Source organism: Geodermatophilus sp. DSM 44513, assembly GCF_032460525.1.
In the GTDB taxonomy this organism is placed as follows: Bacteria; Actinomycetota; Actinomycetes; order Mycobacteriales; family Geodermatophilaceae; genus Geodermatophilus.
The window spans coordinates 2,652,739-2,672,730 of record NZ_CP135963.1 but is presented as its reverse complement, the minus strand read 5'-3'; the positions used below and the strand labels follow the sequence as shown (position 1 = coordinate 2,672,730).

Genomic DNA, 19,992 nt, shown 5'->3' with positions numbered 1-19,992 from the left:
CGCCTACCCTGGGGTCAGTGATCACGACGACCGGCCTCGAGCTGCGCGCCGGGGCCCGCGTCCTCATCAGCGACGCCACCCTCCGCGTGCAGCCCGGCGACCGCATCGGCCTCGTCGGCCGCAACGGCGCCGGCAAGACCACGACGCTGACCACGCTGGCCGGCGAGCGGCTGCCGCACGCCGGCTCGGTGGAGGTCACCGGCGAGATCGGCTACCTGCCGCAGGACCCGCGCAGCGGCGACCTGGACATCTCCGCCAGCGACCGCGTGCTCTCCGGCCGCGGGCTGGACGTCCTGCGGGCGCAGATGACCAAGGCGCAGGTGGCGATGGCCGAGCCCGCCGACGACGCCGAGCGGGACCGGGCCGTGCGCCGCTACGGCCGGCTGGAGGACCAGTTCGCCGCCCTCGGCGGGTACGCCGCGGAGAGCGAGGCCGCACGCATCTGCACGGCCCTGGGCCTGCCCGACCGGGTGCTCGGCCAGCCGCTGCGCACCCTGTCCGGCGGGCAGCGGCGGCGCGTGGAGCTGGCCCGCATCCTGTTCTCCGACGCCGAGACGCTGCTGCTCGACGAGCCGACCAACCACCTGGACGCCGACTCGATCACCTGGCTGCGGAGCTTCCTGTCCGCCCACAGGGGCGGGCTCATCGTCATCAGCCACGACGTCGAGCTGCTGGACGCCGTCGTCAACAAGGTCTGGCACCTGGACGCCAACCGGGCCACCGTGGACGTCTACAACCTCGGCTGGAAGCCCTACCTGGCGCAGCGGGAGACCGACGAGCGGCGGCGCAAGCAGGAGCGGGCCAACACCGAGCGCAAAATCGACGCCCTCACCTCGCAGGCGGACCGGATGCGCGCCAAGGCCACCAAGGCCAGGGCCGCGCAGAGCATGGACAAGCGCGCCCAGCGCCTCGCGGCCGGCCTCGAGGACGTCCGCGTGCAGGACCGGGTGGCCAAGCTGCGCTTCCCCACGCCGGCCGCCTGCGGGAAGACGCCGCTCACCGCGGAGGGCCTGTCCAAGAGCTACGGCTCCCTCGAGGTGTTCACCGACGTCGACCTCGCCGTCGACCGGGGCACGCGGGTCGTCGTCCTCGGGCTCAACGGGGCCGGGAAGACCACGCTGCTGCGCATGCTGGCCGGCACCGAGACCCCCGACACCGGCGAGGTCAAGGCCGGCCACGGGCTGCGGATCGGCTACTACGCGCAGGAGCACGAGACCCTCGACCTGGACCGCTCGCTGCTGGAGGTCATGCGGTCGGCCGCCCCGCAGAGCACCGACACCGAGCTGCGGCGCATCCTCGGCGCGTTCCTGTTCTCCGGCGACACGGTCGACCAGCGGGCCGGCACGCTGTCCGGCGGCGAGAAGACCCGGCTGGCCATGGCCACGCTGGTCGTCTCCGGCGCCAACGTGCTGCTGCTCGACGAGCCGACCAACAACCTCGACCCGGCCAGCCGGGAACAGGTGCTGCAGGCCCTGCGCACCTACGGCGGGGCCATCGTGCTGGTCACCCACGACGAGGGCGCGGTGCGCGCGCTGGACCCCGACAAGGTCATCCTGCTGCCCGACGGCACCGAGGACACCTGGAGCGAGGACCTCGCCGACCTGGTCGAGCTGGCGTAGCGGCACCCCGCCCGGGGTGCCGGACGCGTGGTGAGGTGTCCCGGTGGCGAGCTGGGACGACGTGCGCAGCATCGCGCTGGGCCTGCCCGGCGCCGTCGAGGACGACAACGGGCGGACCCGGTCCTGGCGGGTCGGGGGCCGGGCGTTCGCCTGGGAGCGCGTCCTGCGCCGCGGCGAGCGCGAGCTGCTCGGCGACCGGGCGCCGCCGGGCCCGGCGCTGGGTGTGCGCACCACGGACACCGACGTGGTCGAGGCACTCGTCTCCGCCCGGCCGCGGCTGTTCTCCACCGTCGCGGGCTACGGCGTGCACCCGATGGTGCTCGTGCACGTCGAGCGGGCCTCCGTGGAGGACCTCGAGGAGGTGCTCACCGACGCCTGGTGGTGCCGCGCCCCGCGACGGCTGCGGGAGGAGCTGCGCGGCTGGGGACCGGGCCCGGCGGACCCGTACCAGCCCCTGTGACACAGATCATCCGCTTGCGGTGGAGTCGCTCCAGTCACGTTGCGATCTCGCCTGGCCGTCATCGCCCGAACGGGTGATCATCGACGGTGTGGGACGCCGAGGTCAGCGGGGCCCGGCGCCGACGCAGACGAGCAGCCCCGGCGGGCCACGGGTCCGCGGCCGGCTGCTGACGGAGGGGAGTCATGGCCGACTCGAGCACCGCGGATCTCGGCAAGGGCAAGCGCATCACCGGGGGCGACCGCACGTCGCTGGCCGATGAGCTGCGCAAGCGCTACGACGGTGGGGAGAGCATCCGGTCGCTCGCGTCGTCGACCAACCGGTCCTACGGCTTCGTGCACCGGTTGCTGTCGGAGTCCGGCGCCAGCCTGCGCAGCCGCGGCGGGGCCAACCGCAACAGCAAGAAGAGTTGAGCGAGCCCTCGAGCTCGACCGGGCACGGAGCACCTCGGGGCACGCGGTCGACCGAGGCCGACCGGCACGGGTGGGTGAGGACGGCGCGGGACGGCGCCGTCCTCACCGTCACCCTCGACCGGCCCGACCAGCTCAACGCCCAGACACCGGACACCTGGGCAGCACTCGCCGCGGTCGGCGGCGGCCTGGACGACGGCGTCCGGGTGGTCGTGGTCCGCGGCGAGGGCCGCGCGTTCTCCGCGGGCCTGGACCGCACGCTGTTCACCCTCGACCCCGGCACCCCCGGGGGTCTCGGTGAGCTGGGCCGGCTGCCGGCCGCCGAGCTGCAGGAGCGCATCCGGCGCTACCAGGCCGGGTTCCGGTGGCTGAGGGCGCCGGGGATCGTGTCGGTCGCCGCGGTGCAGGGGCACGCCATCGGTGCCGGCGCGCAGCTGGCCCTGGCCTGCGACCTGCGGGTGCTCACCGAGGACGCCACCCTGCGGCTGCCCGAGGTGGGCCTGGGGCTGGTGCCCGACCTCACCGGCACCAGCACGCTGGTGGAACTCGTCGGCTACTCCCGGGCCCTGGAGCTGTGCCTGACCGGTCGGGCCGTCGGCGCGGCCGAGGCGCAGGCGGTCGGGCTGGCCAACACCGTCGTCCCGGCGGCCGGGCTGGACGGGGCCGTGGCCGCGCTGGTCACCGCGCTGACCGCGGCGCCGGTGGAGGCGAGCCGGGAGACCGCGGCACTGGTCCGCTCCGCCGTCCGCAACGACCCGGAGACCCAGGACGCCGCCGAGCGGGCGGCGCAGGCCCGCCGGCTGGCGGAGCTGGCCGGCCAGGGCTGAACCGGCGGGGGCCGGGCCGGCAGGGGCAGTCCGGTCGGGGGTTCGGCGCAGGCCAGTCGCGGAACAGCCCACCCGGCGGGGGTGTTGGCGGGTCGGGAGAGGGGGTGGCATGGACATGAGCGGTCCGATGACCTCCATGGCGGCGATGCGGTCCTTCCGCCGGGACCCGTCGGTCACCGCACGCAGGCTGCCCAAGGGCACCGTCCGGCGCATCCTGGCCATCGCCCGGCCCTACCGGCGCGACCTGACCTGGTTCCTGCTGCTCGTCGTCGGCTCCTCGCTCATCGGCGTGCTCACCCCGCTGCTGGCCGGCCGGATCGTCAACCGGATCGCCGGCCTGGAGGGCACGGCGGCCGACATCGTCCGCATCGCGCTGCTCATCGCCGGCCTGGCCGTCATCGACGCGGGCATCTCCCTGGCCACCCGCTGGTTCTCCGCCCGCATCGGCGAGGGGGTCATCTACGACCTGCGCAGCCGGGTGTTCGAGCACGTGCAGCGGATGCCGGTCGCGTTCTTCACCCGCACCCAGACCGGCGCGCTGGTCAGCCGGCTGAACAACGACGTCATCGGCGCCCAGCAGGCCTTCACCTCCACGCTGTCCGGGGTGCTGTCCAACGTCATCGGCCTGGTGCTCACCGCCGGCGTGATGTTCACGTTGTCCTGGCAGATCACCGCGCTGTCCCTGGTGCTCGTGCCGCTGTTCGTGCTGCCCGCGCGGCGGATCGGCCGGCGGCTGCAGGAGATCACCCGGGAGTCCTACGGGCTGAACGCGTCGATGAACGCCACCATGACCGAGCGGTTCAACGTGGCCGGGGCGCTGCTGGTCAAGCTGTTCGGCCGGCCCGAGGCCGAGGCCGGGGCGTTCCGGAGCCGGGCGGCCCGGGTCCGGGACATCGGCGTCCTGTCGGCCATGTACGGGCGCACCTTCTTCACCGCGCTCACCCTGGTGGCCGCGCTGGCCACCGCGCTGGTCTACGGCATGGGCGGGTGGCTGGCCTTCACCGGCTCGCTGAGCCCCGGGGACGTCGTGGCGCTGGCGCTGCTGCTGTCCCGGCTGTACGGGCCGCTCACCGCCCTGGCCAACGTCCGGGTCGACGTGATGAGCGCGATGGTCAGCTTCGACCGCGTCTTCGAGGTGCTCGACCTCACACCGATGATCCGCGAGGAGCCCGGCGCCGTCCCGGTCCCGGCCGGTGACCGCTCGATCGAGTTCGACTCGGTCTCCTTCAGCTACCCGTCGGCCGCCGACGTCTCGCTGCCGTCCCTGGAGGACGTGTCGCTGCCCGAGCACGGCGGGCCGGTCGACGTCCTGCACGACGTCTCCTTCCGCGTGGAGCCCGGCCAGCTCGTCGCGCTGGTCGGCCACTCCGGGGCGGGCAAGTCGACGATCGCGGCCCTGGTGCCACGGCTGTACGACGTGACCGGCGGCGCCGTGCGGGTGGGCGGGCTCGACGTGCGGCAGGCCACCCTGGCCTCCCTGCGCGACACGATCGGCGTGGTCAGCCAGGACGCCCACCTGTTCCACGACACCATCCGCGCCAACCTGCTCTACGTCCGGCCCGAGGCGACCGAGGAGGAGCTCTGGGCGGCGCTGTCCGGTGCCCGCATCGGCGCCCTGGTGCGCGCCCTGCCCGACGGGCTGGACACCGTGGTCGGCGACCGCGGCCACCGGCTGTCCGGCGGGGAGAAGCAGCGGCTGGCGATCGCCCGGGTGCTGCTCAAGGCGCCGGCGATCGTCATCCTCGACGAGGCCACCGCGCACCTGGACAGCGAGTCGGAGGTGGCCGTGCAGCACGCGCTGGACACCGCCCTGACCGGCCGGACGTCGCTTGTCATCGCCCACCGGCTGTCCACCATCCGCAGTGCCGACCAGATCCTCGTCATCGACGGCGGTCGCATCGCGGAGTCGGGCACGCACGAGGAGTTGCTGGCGCTCGACGGGCGGTACGCCGACCTGTACCGGACCCAGTTCAGCGTCGGGGAGGGGCGGCGGGTGGGCGCCGCGTGACCACTACCGTTCCTCCCGAGCCCGCAACGCAGGAGGAGCCAGCGTGACGTCCGCGCACCCGAACGACGCCCAGATCCGGGCGCTGTACGCCCAGTTCCTCGACGGGTGGAACCGGCGCAGCGGCGCGGCGGTGGCTGCCGGGTTCGCCGACGACGGGGACATCGTCGGGTACGACGGCAGCCACCACCACGGCCGGCTGTCCATCGCCGCCCACCTGCGCCAGGTGTTCGGCAGCCAGCCCACCCAGACCTACGTGGGCGTGGTCCGCACCGTGCGGCCGCTGGCCACCGACGTCGCGGTGCTCATGGCCCACGCCGGGATGATCCCGCCCGGGGGCAACGACCTCGACCCGCGGCTGCACACGGTGCACACCATGGTCGCCGTCGAGGAGGACGGGCGCTGGCGGATCGCGCTGCTGCAGTCCACGCCCGCTGCGTGGCTGCAGCACCCGGCGGCCCGCGAGGCCCTCACCCAGGAGCTGCGGGGCCTGCTCACCCCGCAGTGACGGGTTGCGCGGTCGGTACAGCGGCTGGATTGGCCCTCCTGCCCTCCGCCGCGAGCGTGCGAGTGGCGGGGGGCAGGAGGGTCCTCCTTCAGTGGAGGACCTTGAGGCCGATCACGCAGCCGACGATCCCGGCGAGCAGCAGCACCTTCACCGCGGACACCGCCTCCTCGCCGGTCACCATGGCGATCAGCACGGTCAGCACGGCGCCGATGCCGACCCACACCGCGTAGGAGGTCCCGACCGGCAGCTCGCGCATGGCGTAGGCCAGCCCCGCCATGCTGAGCGCCAGGCTGATGCCGAAGACCACCGTCGGCGTGAGGCGGCTGAACCCCTCGGAGCGGCCGAGCGCGGTGGCCCACACCGCCTCCAGCACACCGGACAGGACGAGGACGAACCAGGACACGGAGACCCTCCAGGAGCGCCGTTTTGTCGCTGTCCGGGTACGGCACCGCTCGTCCGGGGGCCGGGAGGTGGGCCCGGCCTCGATGGTCCCAGAAACGGTCCAGGGTGTCAGGCGGACCAGGCGGTAACCGCGGCGTCGTAGCGGTCGAGCAGCACCGCGGCGATCCGCTCGTCGGGCAGCAGCGGCGCGGTGACCGCGTCGGCGCCGGCCCCGCCCAGCTTGTCGTGGAAGTGACCCGGCGCCAGCAGGTAGGCGGCCAGCACCACCCGGCGGGCGCCGGCGGCCCGGGCGGCGGCGACGGCGTCGGGCACCGGCGGCTGCGCGGCCGAGCCGTACCCGGTGGTCACCGGCCCGGCCCAGCGCTCCTGCAGGGCGGCCGCGGTGGCGTCGACGTCGGCGACCGAGCGGGGGTCGCTGGAGCCCGCGGCGGCGAGCACCACGGCCGTGGCCGGGTCGGCGGGGTCGGCACCGGAGGCGACCAGCCGGTCGTGCAGCACGGCGACCAGTCGCGGGTCCGGGCCCAGCGGCCGGGCGGCCCGGGCGGCGTCGTGCTCGCGCACGGCCGTCGCGATGTCGACGTGCACGTGGTAGCCGCCGGACAGCAGCAGCGGGACGACGACCGCGGGGCGTCCGTCACCGGCCAGCCCGGCGACGACGTCGGCGACCGTCGGCGGCTGCACGTCGACGAAGGCCGCGGTCGTGGTCAGGCCCGGACGCAGCCGGCGGGCGCCCAGCGCGAGCTCGGCGACCAGCCGGCGGCCGGTGGGGTTGCGGGTGCCGTGCGCGCAGGCGACCAGCACGGGGTCGGGGGCCGGGGGAGTGGGCAGGGCGGTCACGGGGTCCTCAGCTGGCCGCCGTCGACGGCGACGGTCGTGCCGGTGACGTAGGAGGCGGCGGGGGAGAGCAGGAAGGCGGCGACCCGGCCGAACTCCGCGGGGTCGCCGACCCGGGCCAGCGGGATGCCGGCCTCCGCGGCGGCGCGGGCCGCCGCCGGGTCGCCGGAGTCGGCCTCGCCCTGGACGACCGCCTCGGTGGCGAAGGTGCCCGGCAGCAGCCCGACGACCCGGACGCCGCGCGGGGCCAGCTCGTCGGCGAGCTGCTTGGCGGTCATGGCGAGGCCGGGGCGCAGGCCGTTGGAGACGGCGAGGTCGGGCAGCGGGGACCGTGCGGAGGTGGACAGCACGAAGCAGATCGCCGCGCCGTCGCCCAGGTGCGGCGCGAGGGCGCGGACCAGCCGCAGCGGGCCGAGCAGCACGCCCTCCACGCCGTCGCGCCAGTCCGGCTCGGCCGTGCCCAGCACGCTGCCCGTCGCCGGGCCGGGCACGCTTACCAGCAGGCCGTCCACCCGGCCCAGCCGCTCCCGGGCGGCCGCGACCAGCCGCTCCGCGGCGTCGGGGTCGGTGAGGTCGGCGGCCAGGCCCTGTGCCGCCGGCGCCCCGCCGAGGGCGGCGACGGCGGCGTCCACGTGCCCGGGGGTGCGCGAGCTCACCAGCACCCGCGCCCCGTCGTCGACGAGGGCCCGGGCGGCCGCGTGGCCCAGCCCCCGGCTCGCGCCGGTGAGCAGGTAGCCGCGACCGCCCAGGCCCAGGTCCACCCGTCAGCCGCGCAGCGAGCGCAGCACGTACTGCATGATGCCGCCGTTGCGGTAGTAGCCCGCCTCGCCGGGGGTGTCGATCCGGACGGTGGCGTCGAACTCCACGTCCCCGGCCCGCACCTTCACCGTCTTGGGGGTGCGCCCCTCGTTCAGCTCGGTGATCCCGGTGATGGTGAACTCCTCCTCGCCGGTCAGGCCGAGGGACTCCCGGTCCTGGCCGGCCGGGAACTGCAGCGGCAGCACGCCCATGCCGATGAGGTTGGAGCGGTGGATCCGCTCGTAGCTCTCGGCGATGACCGCCCGGACGCCGAGCAGCGCCGTCCCCTTGGCCGCCCAGTCCCGCGAGGAGCCCGAGCCGTACTCCTTGCCGGCCAGCACGACCAGCGGGACGCCCGCCTCGGCGTAGGCGACCGACGCGTCGTAGATCGTCGTCGTCTCGCCGGTGAGGTGGTTCTTGGTGACCCCGCCCTCGGTGCCCGGGACCAGCAGGTTGCGCAGGCGGATGTTGGCGAAGGTGCCGCGGATCATCACCTCGTGGTTGCCGCGCCGGGAGCCGTAGGAGTTGAAGTCTCGCCGCTCCACGCCGTGCTCGCGCAGGTACGCGCCCGCCGGGCTGTCGGCCTTGATGGACCCCGCGGGGGAGATGTGGTCGGTGGTGACCGAGTCGCCGAGCACGGCGAGGGTGCGGGCCCCGCTGATGTCCTGCACCGGGGCCGGCTCGGCCGGCATCCCCTCGAAGTACGGGGGACGGCGCACGTAGGTGCTCTCCGGGTCCCAGGCGAAGGTGTCCCCGGTCGGGGTGGGCAGGTCCTGCCACTGCTGGGTGCCGGCGAACACGTCGGCGTAGTCCTTGCTGAACATCTCCGCGGAGACGGCGGAGTCGATGACCCGCTGCACCTCCTGGGGGGAGGGCCAGATGTCGTGCAGGAAGACGTCGTTGCCGTCCTCGTCCTGGCCCAGCGGGTCGTTGTTCAGGTCGACGTCCATGGACCCGGCCAGCGCGTAGGCGATGACCAGCGGCGGGGACGCCAGGTAGTTCATCTTGACGTCGGGGTTGATCCGGCCCTCGAAGTTGCGGTTGCCCGACAGCACCGAGACCACGGCGAGGTCGGCCTCGATGACCGCGTCGGACACCGGCTGCGGCAGCGGGCCGGAGTTGCCGATGCACGTGGTGCAGCCGTAGCCGACCAGGTAGAAGCCGAGCTTCTCCAGGTACGGGGTGAGCTCGGCCTTCTCGTAGTAGTCCATGACGACCTTCGACCCGGGGGCCAGCGTCGTCTTCACCCACGGCTTGGTGGTCAGACCGCGCTCGACGGCGTTCCTGGCGAGCAGCGCCGCGCCGATCATCACCTGCGGGTTGGAGGTGTTGGTGCAGGAGGTGATCGCGGCGATGACCACGTGCCCGTGGTCGACGAAGGTCTCCGTGCCGTCCTCCATCACCACCCGGGTGGGCTTGGAGGGACGGTCGGGCACCCGGTCGGGGACGACGGTGTGCGGGGCGCCGGCGGCGCCGTTGCCGTTCTCGGCACCGGGCGCGGAGGTGGCCGGGTCCGACGCGGGGAAGGACTCGGCCGAGGCCTCGTCGACGGCGGACTCCACCCCGTAGGGCTGCCGGTTGGCCGGGACGCCGGGCTTGCGGTCCTCGCCGCCGGTCTCGTCGTCGGTGACGTAGTCGCCCAGGGCGGCGCGGAACGCGGTCTTGGCGTCGGTGATGGCGACCCGGTCCTGCGGGCGCTTGGGGCCGGCGATGGACGGCACGACGGTGGCGAGGTCGAGCTCCAGGTACTCGGAGAAGGCGATCTCCCGCGACGGGTCGTGCCAGAGGCCCTGCTCCTTGGCGTAGGCCTCGACCAGCGCCACCTGCTCGGCCGGGCGGCCGGTGAGCTGCAGGTAGGTGATCGTCTCCTCGTCGATGGGGAACATCGCCGCGGTGGAGCCGAACTCGGGGCTCATGTTGCCGATCGTGGCGCGGTTGGCCAGCGGCACCGCGGAGACGCCCTCGCCGTAGAACTCGACGAACTTCCCGACCACGCCGTGCCGCCGCAGCATCTCGGTGATGGTGAGCACCAGGTCGGTCGCCGTCGCGCCGTCGGGCAGCTGGCCGGTGAGCTTGAAGCCGACCACCCGCGGGATGAGCATCGACACCGGCTGGCCGAGCATGGCGGCCTCGGCCTCGATGCCGCCGACGCCCCAGCCCAGCACGCCCAGGCCGTTGACCATCGTGGTGTGCGAGTCGGTGCCCACGCAGGTGTCCGGGTAGGCGACGACCCGGTCGCCCTCGGGGCGGGGGAACACCACGCGGGCCAGGTGCTCGATGTTGACCTGGTGCACGATGCCGGTGCCCGGGGGGACCACCTTGAAGTCGCTGAAGGCGCCCTGGCCCCAGCGCAGGAACTGGTAGCGCTCCCCGTTGCGCTCGTACTCGATCTCGACGTTGCGCTCGAAGGACTCCGGCGTGCCGAACACATCGGCGATGACGGAGTGGTCGATGACCAGCTCGGCCGGGGCCAGCGGGTTGATCTTCTGCGGGTCGCCGCCGATCTCGGCCATCGCCTCGCGCATGGTGGCCAGGTCGACGATGCAGGGGACGCCGGTGAAGTCCTGCATGACCACGCGGGCCGGGGAGAACTGGATCTCCTGGTCCGGCTCCGCGGACGGGTCCCAGCCGGCCAGCGCGCGGACGTGGTCGGCGGTGACGTTCGCGCCGTCCTCGGTGCGCAGCAGGTTCTCCAGGAGGACCTTGAGGCTGAAGGGCAGCTCGTCCGCGCCCTCCACCGCGTCGAGCCGGTAGATGTCGTAGTCGGTGCCGTCGACGCTCAGCGTCGCCCTCGCACCGAAGCTGTCCTTGCTGGCTGCCACGTCTGCGCCCACCCCTCGCTGGTCCTGCTGCGTCTGTCTCGCTGCTTGCCACCCTGCATCATCCCAGGGACGCGCCAGCCGACGGAGGTGAGGCGACCCTTCTCTCCCGGCGGGTCGGCCCGACGGTGAGCCCGGACGGTCGCCGGGACGGCGGCGCGCGGAGCTCCTACCGTGGGGCCGTGCAGGTCCCGGGCTGGCTGACCGACGCCGGGCGGGTCACCGTCCTGACCGGCGCGGGTGTGTCCACCGACAGCGGCATCCCCGACTACCGGGGGCCCCAGGGCCTGTGGACCCGGGACCCGGACGCCGAGAAGCTGGTCACGCTGTCCTACTACGTCGCCGACCCCGACGTCCGCCGCCGGGCCTGGCTGATGCGCCGGGACACCGCTCCGGACGCGCGGCCCAACGCCGCGCACCGGGCGCTGGTCGAGCTGGAGCGGCAGGGCCGGCTGCGGGCGCTGCTCACCCAGAACGTCGACGGCCTGCACCAGGCGGCCGGCTCCTCGGCGGAGCTGGTGGTCGAGCTGCACGGCACGGTGCACGCCGTCGAGTGCCTGTCCTGCCGCGAGCGGACGACGATGGCCGAGGCGCTGGCCCGGGTGGACGCCGGGGAGCCCGACCCCGCCTGCCGGGTGTGCGGCGGCGTCCTCAAGTCCGCGACGGTCAGCTTCGGGCAGGCCCTGGACCCCGCGGTGGTCGAGGCGGCGGCGGAGGCGGCGACCGACTGCGACGTCCTCCTCGCCGTCGGCACCTCGCTGACCGTGCACCCGGCGGCCGGCCTCGTCGACCTGGCCGCGCGGGCCGGCGCGCGGGTCGTCGTCGTCAACGCCCAGCCGACGCCCTACGACGACCTGGCCGACCTCGTCGTCCGCGAGCCGATCGGGACGTCGCTGCCCCGGCTGGTGGCCCGGTGAGCCGGGCGGCCCTGCTGGCGCGCTACCGGCAGCTGGTGCTCGACGAGCTGCCGCGCCGCGCCCGGCAGGGGCGCTGGGTGGTCACCGCCGACCACTGCTTCGGCCGGATCGTGCTCGACCACGCCGTCGGCGGCCGCTGGTACGACGTGCTCGACCGCCGCCGGTCACCGGCCTTCGCCCAGCTGGACGACGACCGGCTGGCCGCCGCGGTGGCGCTCGCGGAGCGGATCGCCGCCGAGGGCGACCCGCTGCTGCGCGAGCTGGACGCGCAGAGCCTCACCTGGCGCGCCAAGCCGGCCAAGCGGTGACCCTGCTGGCGGTGCACCTGGCGCTGACCGCGGCCTACGCCGGGTTCCAGTGGACCGTGCGCGCGCTGGTCTACCCGCAGTTCGCGCTGGTCCCGCCCGGCGCGTTCACCGCCTACGAGCGCCGCCACCAGCAGCGCATCTCGTGGGTGGTGGGGCCGCTGTTCGCCGGGCAGGGCGTCACCACGCTGTGGCTGCTCGCCGCCCGGCCCGCCGGCACGCCGCTGCTCCCGGTGCTGGCCGGGGCGGCCTGCCTGGCCGTCGTCCTGGGAGCCACCGCGCTCGGCGCCGTCCCGCTGCACCGCCGGCTGGGGGACGGGTGGGACGGCGGCGCGCACCAGCGGCTGCTGCGGGTGGACACCCTGCGGGCGGTCGCGGCCACCGCGGGGACGGCCGCCGCGCTGTGGCTGGTGCTCGGCTGATCCGGGGGACGCCGGGCCGCGGCCGGCCGCTACCGTGACGGGCGCCACGTCGAGCGGCTGACCTCGGAGGTCGGCCCGAGGACCCGGGAGCCCACGATGCGCGTCCCCCTGACCACCCGTGACTTCCTCGACCGCGCCGAGCTGGTCTACGGCGACCGGGTCGGCATCGTCGACGAGCCGAACCAGCCCGCGCCCTCGCTCGGGGAGGTCACCTACCGGGAGGTCGCCCGCCGCGGCCGCGCGCTGCAGGCCGGCCTGGACGCCCTCGGCGTGGGGGAGGGCGAGCGGATCGCCGTCGTCAGCCACAACGCCGGCCGGCTGCTGGAGTGCCTGCTGGCCCTGCCGTCGTCCGGGCGGGTCGTCGTCCCGGTGAACTTCCGGCTGTCCACCGAGGAGGTCGAGTACATCGTCGGGCACAGCGGCGCCCGGGTGCTGATGGTCGACCCGGAGCTGGAGCCGGCCCTCAAGCGGGTGGAGGCCGAGCACCGGTTCACCATCGGCGAGGAGTACGAGCAGCTGCTGCGCTACGACACCGAGCCGGTGCCGTGGTCCGAGCCGGACGAGGACGCCACCGCCACGATCAACTACACCAGCGGGACGACGGCGCGGCCCAAGGGCGTGCAGATGACGCACCGCAACGAGTGGGTCAACGCGGTCACCTTCGGCATGCACATGCAGGTGAGCGACCGCGACGTCTACCTGCACACGCTGCCGATGTTCCACTGCAACGGCTGGGGGCTGCCCTACACGACGGCCGGGCTGGGCGCCCGCCAGGTGGTCATCCGCAAGATCGACGGCGCGGAGATCCTGCGCCGCGTCGAGCAGCACGGCGTCACCGTGATGGCCGGGGCCCCGGCGGTCTGGAACGCCGTCCTGGACGCCGCGGCCGAGTGGGACGGCGAGGTCCCCGGCCGCGACCGGGTCCGCATCATCGTGGCCGGCGCGCCGCCGCCGTCGAAGACGATCGCGCGGGTCGAGGCCGAGCTCGGCTGGCAGTTCAACCAGATCTACGGGCTCACCGAGACCGCCCCGCTGCTCACCGTCAACCGCCCGCGCGCCGAGTACGACGACCTGGACCCGCAGGAGCGCGCCCGGCGGCTGTCCCGGGCCGGCGTCCCCGCGCTCGGGACCCAGGTGCGGACCAGTGACTCCGGCGAGGTCCTGGTGCGCGGCAACACGGTGCTGGCCGGCTACTGGCAGAACCCCGACGCCTCCGCCGAGGCGCTGGAGGGCGGCTGGTTCCACACCGGGGACGGCGGCACGGTCGACGACGGCGGCTACCTCACCATCTCCGACCGCAAGAAGGACGTGATCATCACCGGCGGGGAGAACGTCTCCTCGATCGAGGTGGAGGACGCCGTCTTCAGCCACCCGGCGGTCGCGGAGGTGGCGGTCATCGGCGTCCCCGACGAGAAGTGGGGCGAGATGGTCACCGCGCTGGTCGTGGTGGCCGAGGGCCAGCAGGTCACCGCCGAGGAGGTCGTCGCCCACTGCCGGGCCCGGATCGCCGGGTACAAGGTGCCCAAGCGGGTCGAGTTCCGCGACGAGCTGGCCCGCACCGCCACCGGGAAGATCCAGAAGTTCAAGCTGCGCGAGTCCTTCTGGGCCGACGCCGACCGCCGGATCTGATCAAGGACCCTCCTGCCCCCCGCCAGCTCGCGGCGGGCCCCTGCAGGAGGGCCGCCCGGCTGCGTCGCCGTCCCCTGATCGGGTGAGCCCCCGCTCAAGGCCCGCCCCGACCCCGTCGATCCGGCACCGGAGTGCGCCTCCGGGCGCCGGGTCGACGAGAGGTCGGGGACGTGCGCGGGACGGACGGGCGGGACGGTCGCCGCGGCAGTGGGTGGCGGGCGCGTGGGGCCGGGACGGCGGTGGCCGCCCTCGTCGTCGCCGGCCTGCTCCCGGAGCCGGCGCTGGCCGCCCCGGGCGACACCCCGATGGCCGGGGCGCAGGACGAGCGGGACGCCGCGGCCGCCCGGGTGGCCGAGATCGGCGTGCGGCTCGCGCAGGCCCAGGAGCGGGTGGACGCCGCGCGGCACGGCGCACAGATCGCCCTGCAGGAGTACGAGGTGCGCCGGGCCGCCCAGCAGCAGGCCCGGGCGACCGCCGACGCCGCCGCCGCGGCCGCCGGACGGGCCGCCGCCGAGCTGGCCCGCGGCCGGGAGCAGATGGCCGCCTTCGCACGGTCGAGCTACATGCAGGGCAGCGCGGCGCCCGGTGCGGCCGCGCTCGTCAGCGCCCAGGGTCCCGCCCAGCTGGTGGAGCGGGCCGCGCTGCTGGACGCCGCCGGCAGCCACCGGGTCGACGTCCTCACCGCGCTGACCGCCCTCGAGGAGCAGGCCTCCGCTGCCTCCCACGCCGCGCGGGTCGCGGTGCAGGCCGCCGACGAGGCCGAGGCCGTGGCCGCCGGGTCGCTGGCCGACGCGCAGTCCCTGGAGGTCTCCGCGCGGGCCCAGGCCGCCGCACTGGTCGACCAGCGCCGGGTGCTGCAGCTGGAGCTGGCCGGGGCGGAAGTGCTGCTGCTCGGCGCCGAGGGCGAGCAGGCCGCGGCCGCCGCCCGGGCCGTCGCCGCCGTGGCAGCGCTGGCCACGGTCCCGGGGCCCGGGCCGTCCGCCGGTGCTGGGTCGCCGACCGGCACCCGGACCACGGCCGGGGCACCGCTGGCGTCGGCGGTGGCCACCGCCGTCGCGGCGGCGGAGAGCCAGCACGGGCTGTCCTACAGCTGGGGCGGTGGGGACAGCGCCGGCCCCTCGTACGGCATCCCGCCGGACACCGACGTCTACGGCTTCGACTGCTCGGGTCTGACCGAGTACGCCTACGCGCGGGCCGGCATCCGGATCGGGGGCACCAGCCGCGAGCAGTTCTGGCGCTTCCGGCACCAGACGGTGGCCGCCGGTGACCTGCGTCCCGGCGACCTGGTGTTCTGGGGTGAGACCGCCGACCACACGTCGATCTACCACGTGGCGCTCTACCTCGGCGGCGGGCGGGTGGTCCATGCGCCGCAGAGCGGTGACGTGGTGCGCACCTCGGCGATGTGGTTCGGCACCGACTACTACGGCGCCGTGCGCCCGACGGGCTGAGCAGACCGGAGTCAGGGCGTCGGGCAGCCACGGGGGGAGCTGCCCGACGCAGGTGCGAGGCTAGCAGTCGGCGGGGGCCGCGGGCAGGTGTCGCCCCACGACCGGCGGACAGGCCGCGTCTCCCACGCCCCGTGACCGGTCGGCTCGCGTGCGTGTGCGCCCAGCTGCCGTCCAGGTCCGTGTAGGACACTGGCCGGGACGGGCACCGTCGTCCGTCGCCGGCCTCTCAGCACCCCCCGGAGCCAGCCCGCCGGGCCCGAGGCCGCGGACCGGCACGACCAGGGAGTTCCGTGAGCAGCGCCGCCAGCACCTCGCTCGAGCAGTCCGCCGGGCAGCCGGTCCCGCCCTCGGCCGACGCCGCCCGGCTGGAGCGGGTGCTGTTCGAGATCAAGCGGGTGATCGTCGGCCAGGACCGCCTGGTCGAGCGGATGCTGGTCGCCCTGCTGGCGCGCGGGCACGTGCTGCTGGAGGGGGTCCCCGGCGTGGCGAAGACCCTCGCCGTCGAGACGCTGGCCACCGTCGTCGGTGGGCGCTTCACCCGCCTGCAGTTCACCCCCGACCTGGTGCCGGCCGACATCATCGGCACCCGCATCTACAAGGCCGGGCAGGACGCCTTCGAGACCGAGCTGGGCCCGGTCTTCGCCAACTTCGTGCTCACCGACGAGATCAACCGCGCCCCGGCCAAGGTCCAGTCGGCGCTGCTGGAGGTCATGGCCGAGCGGCAGGTCTCCATCGGCGGGGTGACCCACCCGCTGCCGGACCCCTTCCTCGTGCTGGCCACCCAGAACCCCATCGAGTCCGAGGGCGTCTACCCGCTGCCCGAGGCCCAGCGCGACCGCTTCCTCATGAAGGTGCTCGTCGACTACCCAAGCCCGGAGGAGGAGCGGGAGATCATCTACCGGATGGGCGCGAACCCGCCGGTCGCCGGGAGGGTGCTGGGCGCCGAGGACCTGGTGCGCATGCAGCGCACGGCGTCGGAGGTGTTCGTGCACCACGCGCTGGTGGACTACGTCGTGCGGCTGGTGGTGGCCACCCGCGCCCCGCGCGAGCACGGCATGGAGGACGTCGCCTCCTGGGTTTCCTACGGCGCCAGCCCGCGGGCCTCCCTCGGGCTCATCGCCGCCGGGCGGGCACTGGCGCTGGTCCGCGGCCGGGACTACGTGCTGCCGCAGGACGTCCTCGACGTGACCGCGGACGTGCTGCGGCACCGGCTGGTGCTGTCCTACGACGCGCTGGCCGACGGCGTGCCGGCCGACCACGTGGTCAAGCGCATCCTGCAGACCGTGCCCCTGCCCCAGGTGGCCCCCCGCCAGCGTTCGGGCGGCTCGGGACCGGGGACCCCCGGCGGGCCGACGGTCCCGCCCGCCCCGCCGTTCGGCGGTCCCTTCGGCGGCCCCCAGTTCGGCCCGCCCGCCGGCGCCCCGGGCCAGCAGTACGGCCCCTTCGGTCCCGGGCAGCCCGGTCCGTACGGGCCGCCCCAGCCCGGCCCGTACGGGCCGCCGCAGCCTGGCCCGTACGGCCCACCACAGCCCGGCCCGGGCCCGTCCGGCCCACCGCAGGCCCGCCCCGACGGGCCCGCGGACGGCGACGGCCGCGGGCGCACGCCGGCGTGATCCTGCGTCGCCGCTCCGGCGGGGCCGCGGTCCCGGACCGGACCGCACCCGCCCCGGGCGCGGAGGCCGCCGGCACGCCGCCGCACGTGGGCGAGGGCCCCTCCGACGTGCTGCTGCAGCGGCTGGAGCTCACCGTGCGCCGCCGGCTCGACGGCCTGCTGCAGGGCGACCACCTCGGGCTGGTGCCCGGCTCGGGCAGCGAGGCCGGCGACTCGCGCAGCTACCACCCGGGGGACGACGTCCGGCGGATGGACTGGCCGGTGACCGCCCGCACGCAGGTGCCGCACGTGCGCGAGACGATCGCCGACCGCGAGCTGGAGACCTGGGCGGTGGTCGACCTGTCGGCCAGCCTGGACTTCGGGACCGCGAACTGCACCAAGCGCGACCTGGCCATCGCCGGGCTGGCCGCGGTCAGCCACCTCACCGTCCGCGGCGGCAACCGGCTGGGCGCCGTCGTCACCACCGGCGAGCGGGTCGACCGGTACCCGGCCACGGCCGGCCGGCTGGCGGTCGACCGGCTGCTGCGCGGGGTCGTGGCGACCCCGCGGGCCGCGGGTGGGCGCCGGGGCGACCTGGCCGCCGCCCTGGAGTCGCTGCGCCGGCCGCCGCGCCGCCGGGGCATGGTCGTCGTCGTGTCCGACTTCCTCGGCTCGGACGCCGGGGGTGCCCCGGACTGGGAGCGCCCGCTGCGGGGTCTGCGGGCCCGGCACGAGCTGCTGGCCATCGAGGTCGTCGACCCGCGGGAGCTGGAGCTGCCCGACGTCGGGCTGCTCACCGTGGTCGACCCCGAGTCCGGCCAGACCCTCGAGGTGCCCACCGGCGACGCCGCGTTCCGCGCCCGGTTCGCCGAGGGCGCCGCCGCCCAGCGGCGGGCGATCGCGGTCGCGCTGCGCCGGGCGGGCGCCGGGCACCTGCAGCTGCGCACCGACCGCGACTGGCTCATGGACGTGGTCCGCTTCGTCGCCGACCGGCGGCGGGCCGGCTCCGGAGGGGCGTCCCGATGACCTTCCAGGCCCCGTGGTGGCTGCTCGGCCTGCTGGCCGTGGTCGCGCTGGTGGCGCTGTACGTGGTGCTGCAGCTGCGGCGGGCGGCCTACGCGGCCCGCTTCACCAACGTCGCGCTGCTGGGCACGCTGGTGCCCCGGCGGCCCGGGTGGCGCCGGCACCTGGCCTTCGGGCTGGTGGCGCTGGCGCTGGCCGCGCTGGTCGTCTCGCTGGCCGTGCCCAGCACCGAGGTGCGGGTGCCGCGGGAGCGGGCCACGGTCATCATGACCGTCGACGTGTCGCTGTCCATGCAGGCCACCGACATCGCACCCAGCCGGTTCCAGGCGATGCAGGTGGCGGCCAAGGAGTTCGTCGACGCGCTGCCCGAGCAGATCAACCTGGGCCTGGTGTCCTTCGCCGGGACGGCGACCACGGTGGTCACCCCGACGACCGACCGCGGTCAGGTGCGCACCGCGATCGACAACCTCGAGCTGGCCGAGTCGACGGCGATCGGCGAGGCGGTGTTCACCTCGCTGACCGCGATCGAGAACTTCCAGGCCTCGTTGGACGCCGAGGGCGACGAGGTGCCGCCGGCGCGGGTGGTGCTGCTCTCCGACGGCTACAACACCGTGGGCCGTCCCGACACCCAGGCGATCGACGCGGCCCTGGACGCCGGCGTCCCGGTCTCCACGATCGCCTTCGGCACCGACTACGGGACCCTCGACCTCGACGGCGAGCGGGTGCCGGTCCCGGTGGACCGCGCGACGCTGGAGAACATCGCCGAGCAGACCGGTGGCAGCTACAGCCAGGCGGTCAGCGCCGACGAGCTCGAACAGGCCTACTCCGACCTCGGCAGCCAGATCGGCTACACCACCGAGGCGCGCGACGTCAGCTACTGGTTCGTCCGCGGCGGGGTGCTGCTGGCGCTGCTCGGCGTCGTCCTCAGCCTGCTCTGGACCAACCGCCTGCTGTGAGTGGAGTGCCACGGGCGAGGTCTCCTCGCCCGTGGCACTCCGCTCACCTGGCGGGGTCGAGGACGAGCTTGCCGGTGGTGCGGCGGGCCAGCAGGTCCTGGTGGGCCTCGCGGACGGCGGTCATCGGGTAGCGCCCGCCGACCACCGGGCGCAGCGCGCCGTCGGCGACCAGGGGCAGCAGCTCGGCCATGGCGTCGTCCAGCATCGCCGGGCGGGCCATGCAGTGCGCCAGCCAGAAGCCCACGATCGCGCGGCTCCGCTGCAGCAGCATCCCCGGCGCGACGGGGCCGGTCTCCTGGCGGGCGGCCATCCCGTAGGTGACCACCCGGCCGAACGGGGCCAGCGCGGCCACCGAGCCGGCGAAGACGTCGCCGCCGGTCATCTCCAGGACGACGTCGACCGGCCGGCCGCCGTTGGCCTCCCGCAGCGCGGCGGTGAAGGTCTTCGGGTCGCCGTCGGCCAGGGCGGGGTCGACCGCGACGTCGGCGCCGAGCTGCTCGGCCAGCGCCCGCTTCTCCGGGCTGGACGCGGTGGCGATCACCCGGCCGGCACCCCAGCGGCGGGCCAGCTGGACGGCCAGGGACCCGACGCCGCCGGCTCCGGCGATGACGACCACGGTCTCCCCGGCGGTCAGGTGCGCGCTGGTGCGCAGCAGGTGGTAGGCCGTGGCACCCTGCAGGACGACGGCCAGCGCCTGCTCGTCGCCCACCCCGTCGGGCACCTGCCAGGTCAGCCGCGGGTGCGCGGCGACGCGCTGGGCGTAGCCGCCGCCGTCGAGCAGACCGACCACCCGCGGGCCGCCGCCGGCCGACGTCCCCACGAACTCCGCGCCCGGCACCAGCGGCAGCTGCTGGGGGGCCAGGTAGCTGTCCTCGGTCTGGTGGGTGTCGGCGTAGTTGACGCCGGCGGTGGAGACGTCGAACAGCTGCTGACCGTCGGCGGGGACGGGGTCGGGCAGGTCGACGACGTCGAGGACCTCGGGGCCGCCGAAGCGGGTGATCTGGACGGCTCGCATGCCCGTC

The 19,992-nt window shown here is 75.1% G+C and carries 18 protein-coding genes, 1 pseudogene and 1 riboswitch; of the genes and pseudogenes, 14 read left to right on the top strand and 5 right to left on the bottom strand.

The genetic code is table 11. The features are described 5' to 3' along the window. The first annotated feature begins 17 nt into the window (after positions 1–17). The 6 genes from RTG05_RS12940 to RTG05_RS12915 all read left to right on the top strand — a co-directional run bounded on the left by RTG05_RS12940 (position 18) and on the right by RTG05_RS12915 (position 5,826). Positions 18–1,619 (top strand): ABC-F family ATP-binding cassette domain-containing protein, encoded by a 1,602-nt coding sequence (locus tag RTG05_RS12940; protein ID WP_166528986.1) that lies wholly within the window; start codon positions 18–20, stop codon positions 1,617–1,619. 43 nt (positions 1,620–1,662) lie between these two features. Then, positions 1,663–2,079, top strand: coding sequence for an MmcQ/YjbR family DNA-binding protein (locus tag RTG05_RS12935; RefSeq protein ID WP_166528985.1), 417 nt, complete (start codon positions 1,663–1,665; stop codon positions 2,077–2,079). Between the two features lie 182 nt (positions 2,080–2,261). Further along, positions 2,262–2,489 carry a helix-turn-helix domain-containing protein gene (locus tag RTG05_RS12930; RefSeq protein WP_012948197.1) on the top strand — a complete coding sequence of 76 codons (228 nt, stop codon included), beginning with the start codon at positions 2,262–2,264 and terminating at the stop codon, positions 2,487–2,489. A gap of 74 nt (positions 2,490–2,563) precedes the next feature. Further along, positions 2,564–3,313 carry an enoyl-CoA hydratase/isomerase family protein gene (locus RTG05_RS12925; RefSeq protein WP_166528984.1) on the top strand — a complete coding sequence of 250 codons (750 nt, stop codon included), beginning with the start codon at positions 2,564–2,566 and terminating at the stop codon, positions 3,311–3,313. A gap of 115 nt (positions 3,314–3,428) precedes the next feature. Further along, positions 3,429–5,321, top strand: coding sequence for an ABC transporter ATP-binding protein (locus RTG05_RS12920; RefSeq protein ID WP_315911855.1), 1,893 nt, complete (start codon positions 3,429–3,431; stop codon positions 5,319–5,321). A 43-nt stretch (positions 5,322–5,364) separates the two neighbouring features. Continuing rightward, positions 5,365–5,826, top strand: a complete 462-nt coding sequence (locus tag RTG05_RS12915) for an SgcJ/EcaC family oxidoreductase (RefSeq protein ID WP_166528982.1) — start codon at positions 5,365–5,367, stop codon at positions 5,824–5,826. An 88-nt stretch (positions 5,827–5,914) separates the two neighbouring features. On the opposite strand, the gene RTG05_RS12910 is transcribed toward RTG05_RS12915, so the two are convergent. The 4 genes from RTG05_RS12910 to RTG05_RS12895 all read right to left on the bottom strand — a co-directional run bounded on the left by RTG05_RS12910 (position 5,915) and on the right by RTG05_RS12895 (position 10,682). Beyond that, positions 5,915–6,229 carry a DMT family transporter gene (locus RTG05_RS12910; RefSeq protein WP_166528981.1) on the bottom strand — a complete coding sequence of 105 codons (315 nt, stop codon included), beginning with the start codon at positions 6,227–6,229 and terminating at the stop codon, positions 5,915–5,917. Between the two features lie 12 nt (positions 6,230–6,241). Beyond that, positions 6,242–6,307: riboswitch (guanidine-III (ykkC-III) riboswitch) on the bottom strand. A gap of 29 nt (positions 6,308–6,336) precedes the next feature. Then, positions 6,337–7,065 carry a sirohydrochlorin chelatase gene (locus tag RTG05_RS12905; RefSeq protein ID WP_315911854.1) on the bottom strand — a complete coding sequence of 243 codons (729 nt, stop codon included), beginning with the start codon at positions 7,063–7,065 and terminating at the stop codon, positions 6,337–6,339. Continuing rightward, positions 7,062–7,823, bottom strand: a complete 762-nt coding sequence (locus RTG05_RS12900; RefSeq protein ID WP_166528980.1) for an SDR family oxidoreductase — start codon at positions 7,821–7,823, stop codon at positions 7,062–7,064. Before RTG05_RS12900 ends, RTG05_RS12905 begins: the two co-directional genes overlap by 4 nt. 3 nt (positions 7,824–7,826) lie before the next feature. Beyond that, positions 7,827–10,682 (bottom strand): aconitate hydratase, encoded by a 2,856-nt coding sequence (locus RTG05_RS12895; RefSeq protein WP_166528979.1) that lies wholly within the window; start codon positions 10,680–10,682, stop codon positions 7,827–7,829. A 179-nt stretch (positions 10,683–10,861) separates the two neighbouring features. On the opposite strand from RTG05_RS12895, the gene RTG05_RS12890 reads away from it, so the two are divergent. The 8 genes and pseudogenes from RTG05_RS12890 to RTG05_RS12855 all read left to right on the top strand — a co-directional run bounded on the left by RTG05_RS12890 (position 10,862) and on the right by RTG05_RS12855 (position 18,970). Continuing rightward, entirely contained in the window at positions 10,862–11,596 is a 735-nt protein-coding gene (locus tag RTG05_RS12890) for an SIR2 family NAD-dependent protein deacylase (RefSeq protein WP_166528978.1), read from the top strand. Continuing rightward, a complete protein-coding gene (locus tag RTG05_RS12885; protein ID WP_166528977.1) occupies positions 11,593–11,904 on the top strand; it encodes a hypothetical protein in 312 nt (103 codons plus the stop codon). The genes RTG05_RS12890 and RTG05_RS12885 overlap by 4 nt, the downstream gene beginning before the upstream one ends. After that, positions 11,901–12,323 (top strand): DUF1772 domain-containing protein, encoded by a 423-nt coding sequence (locus RTG05_RS12880; RefSeq protein ID WP_166528976.1) that lies wholly within the window; start codon positions 11,901–11,903, stop codon positions 12,321–12,323. The genes RTG05_RS12885 and RTG05_RS12880 overlap by 4 nt, the downstream gene beginning before the upstream one ends. A gap of 96 nt (positions 12,324–12,419) precedes the next feature. Continuing rightward, positions 12,420–13,952, top strand: coding sequence for a long-chain-fatty-acid--CoA ligase (locus RTG05_RS12875; protein WP_166528975.1), 1,533 nt, complete (start codon positions 12,420–12,422; stop codon positions 13,950–13,952). Between the two features lie 170 nt (positions 13,953–14,122). Continuing rightward, positions 14,123–15,400: a C40 family peptidase gene (locus tag RTG05_RS12870; protein ID WP_166528974.1), complete on the top strand. Its 1,278-nt coding sequence runs from the start codon at positions 14,123–14,125 to the stop codon at positions 15,398–15,400. Between the two features lie 290 nt (positions 15,401–15,690). Next, a pseudogene (locus RTG05_RS12865) lies at positions 15,691–16,695 on the top strand (AAA family ATPase); the annotation flags it as partial. Between the two features lie 314 nt (positions 16,696–17,009). Beyond that, positions 17,010–18,017 carry a DUF58 domain-containing protein gene (locus tag RTG05_RS12860; protein WP_166528972.1) on the top strand — a complete coding sequence of 336 codons (1,008 nt, stop codon included), beginning with the start codon at positions 17,010–17,012 and terminating at the stop codon, positions 18,015–18,017. Continuing rightward, positions 18,014–18,970 (top strand): VWA domain-containing protein, encoded by a 957-nt coding sequence (locus tag RTG05_RS12855; RefSeq protein WP_166528971.1) that lies wholly within the window; start codon positions 18,014–18,016, stop codon positions 18,968–18,970. The genes RTG05_RS12860 and RTG05_RS12855 overlap by 4 nt, the downstream gene beginning before the upstream one ends. Before the next feature lie 43 nt (positions 18,971–19,013). On the opposite strand, the gene RTG05_RS12850 is transcribed toward RTG05_RS12855, so the two are convergent. Further along, positions 19,014–19,985 (bottom strand): quinone oxidoreductase family protein, encoded by a 972-nt coding sequence (locus tag RTG05_RS12850; protein ID WP_166528970.1) that lies wholly within the window; start codon positions 19,983–19,985, stop codon positions 19,014–19,016. Positions 19,986–19,992: the final 7 nt, after the last annotated feature.

Excerpts from the sequence above, each read along its gene's own strand:
- RTG05_RS12850 (WP_166528970.1), bottom strand. The coding sequence starts at position 19,985 with ATGCGAGCCGTCCAGATCACCCGCTTCGGCGGCCCCGAGGTCCTCGAC.
- RTG05_RS12855 (WP_166528971.1), top strand. The coding sequence starts at position 18,014 with ATGACCTTCCAGGCCCCGTGGTGGCTGCTCGGCCTGCTGGCCGTGGTC.
- RTG05_RS12875 (WP_166528975.1), top strand. The coding sequence starts at position 12,420 with ATGCGCGTCCCCCTGACCACCCGTGACTTCCTCGACCGCGCCGAGCTG.
- RTG05_RS12930 (WP_012948197.1), top strand. The coding sequence starts at position 2,262 with ATGGCCGACTCGAGCACCGCGGATCTCGGCAAGGGCAAGCGCATCACC.
- RTG05_RS12920 (WP_315911855.1), top strand. The coding sequence starts at position 3,429 with ATGAGCGGTCCGATGACCTCCATGGCGGCGATGCGGTCCTTCCGCCGG.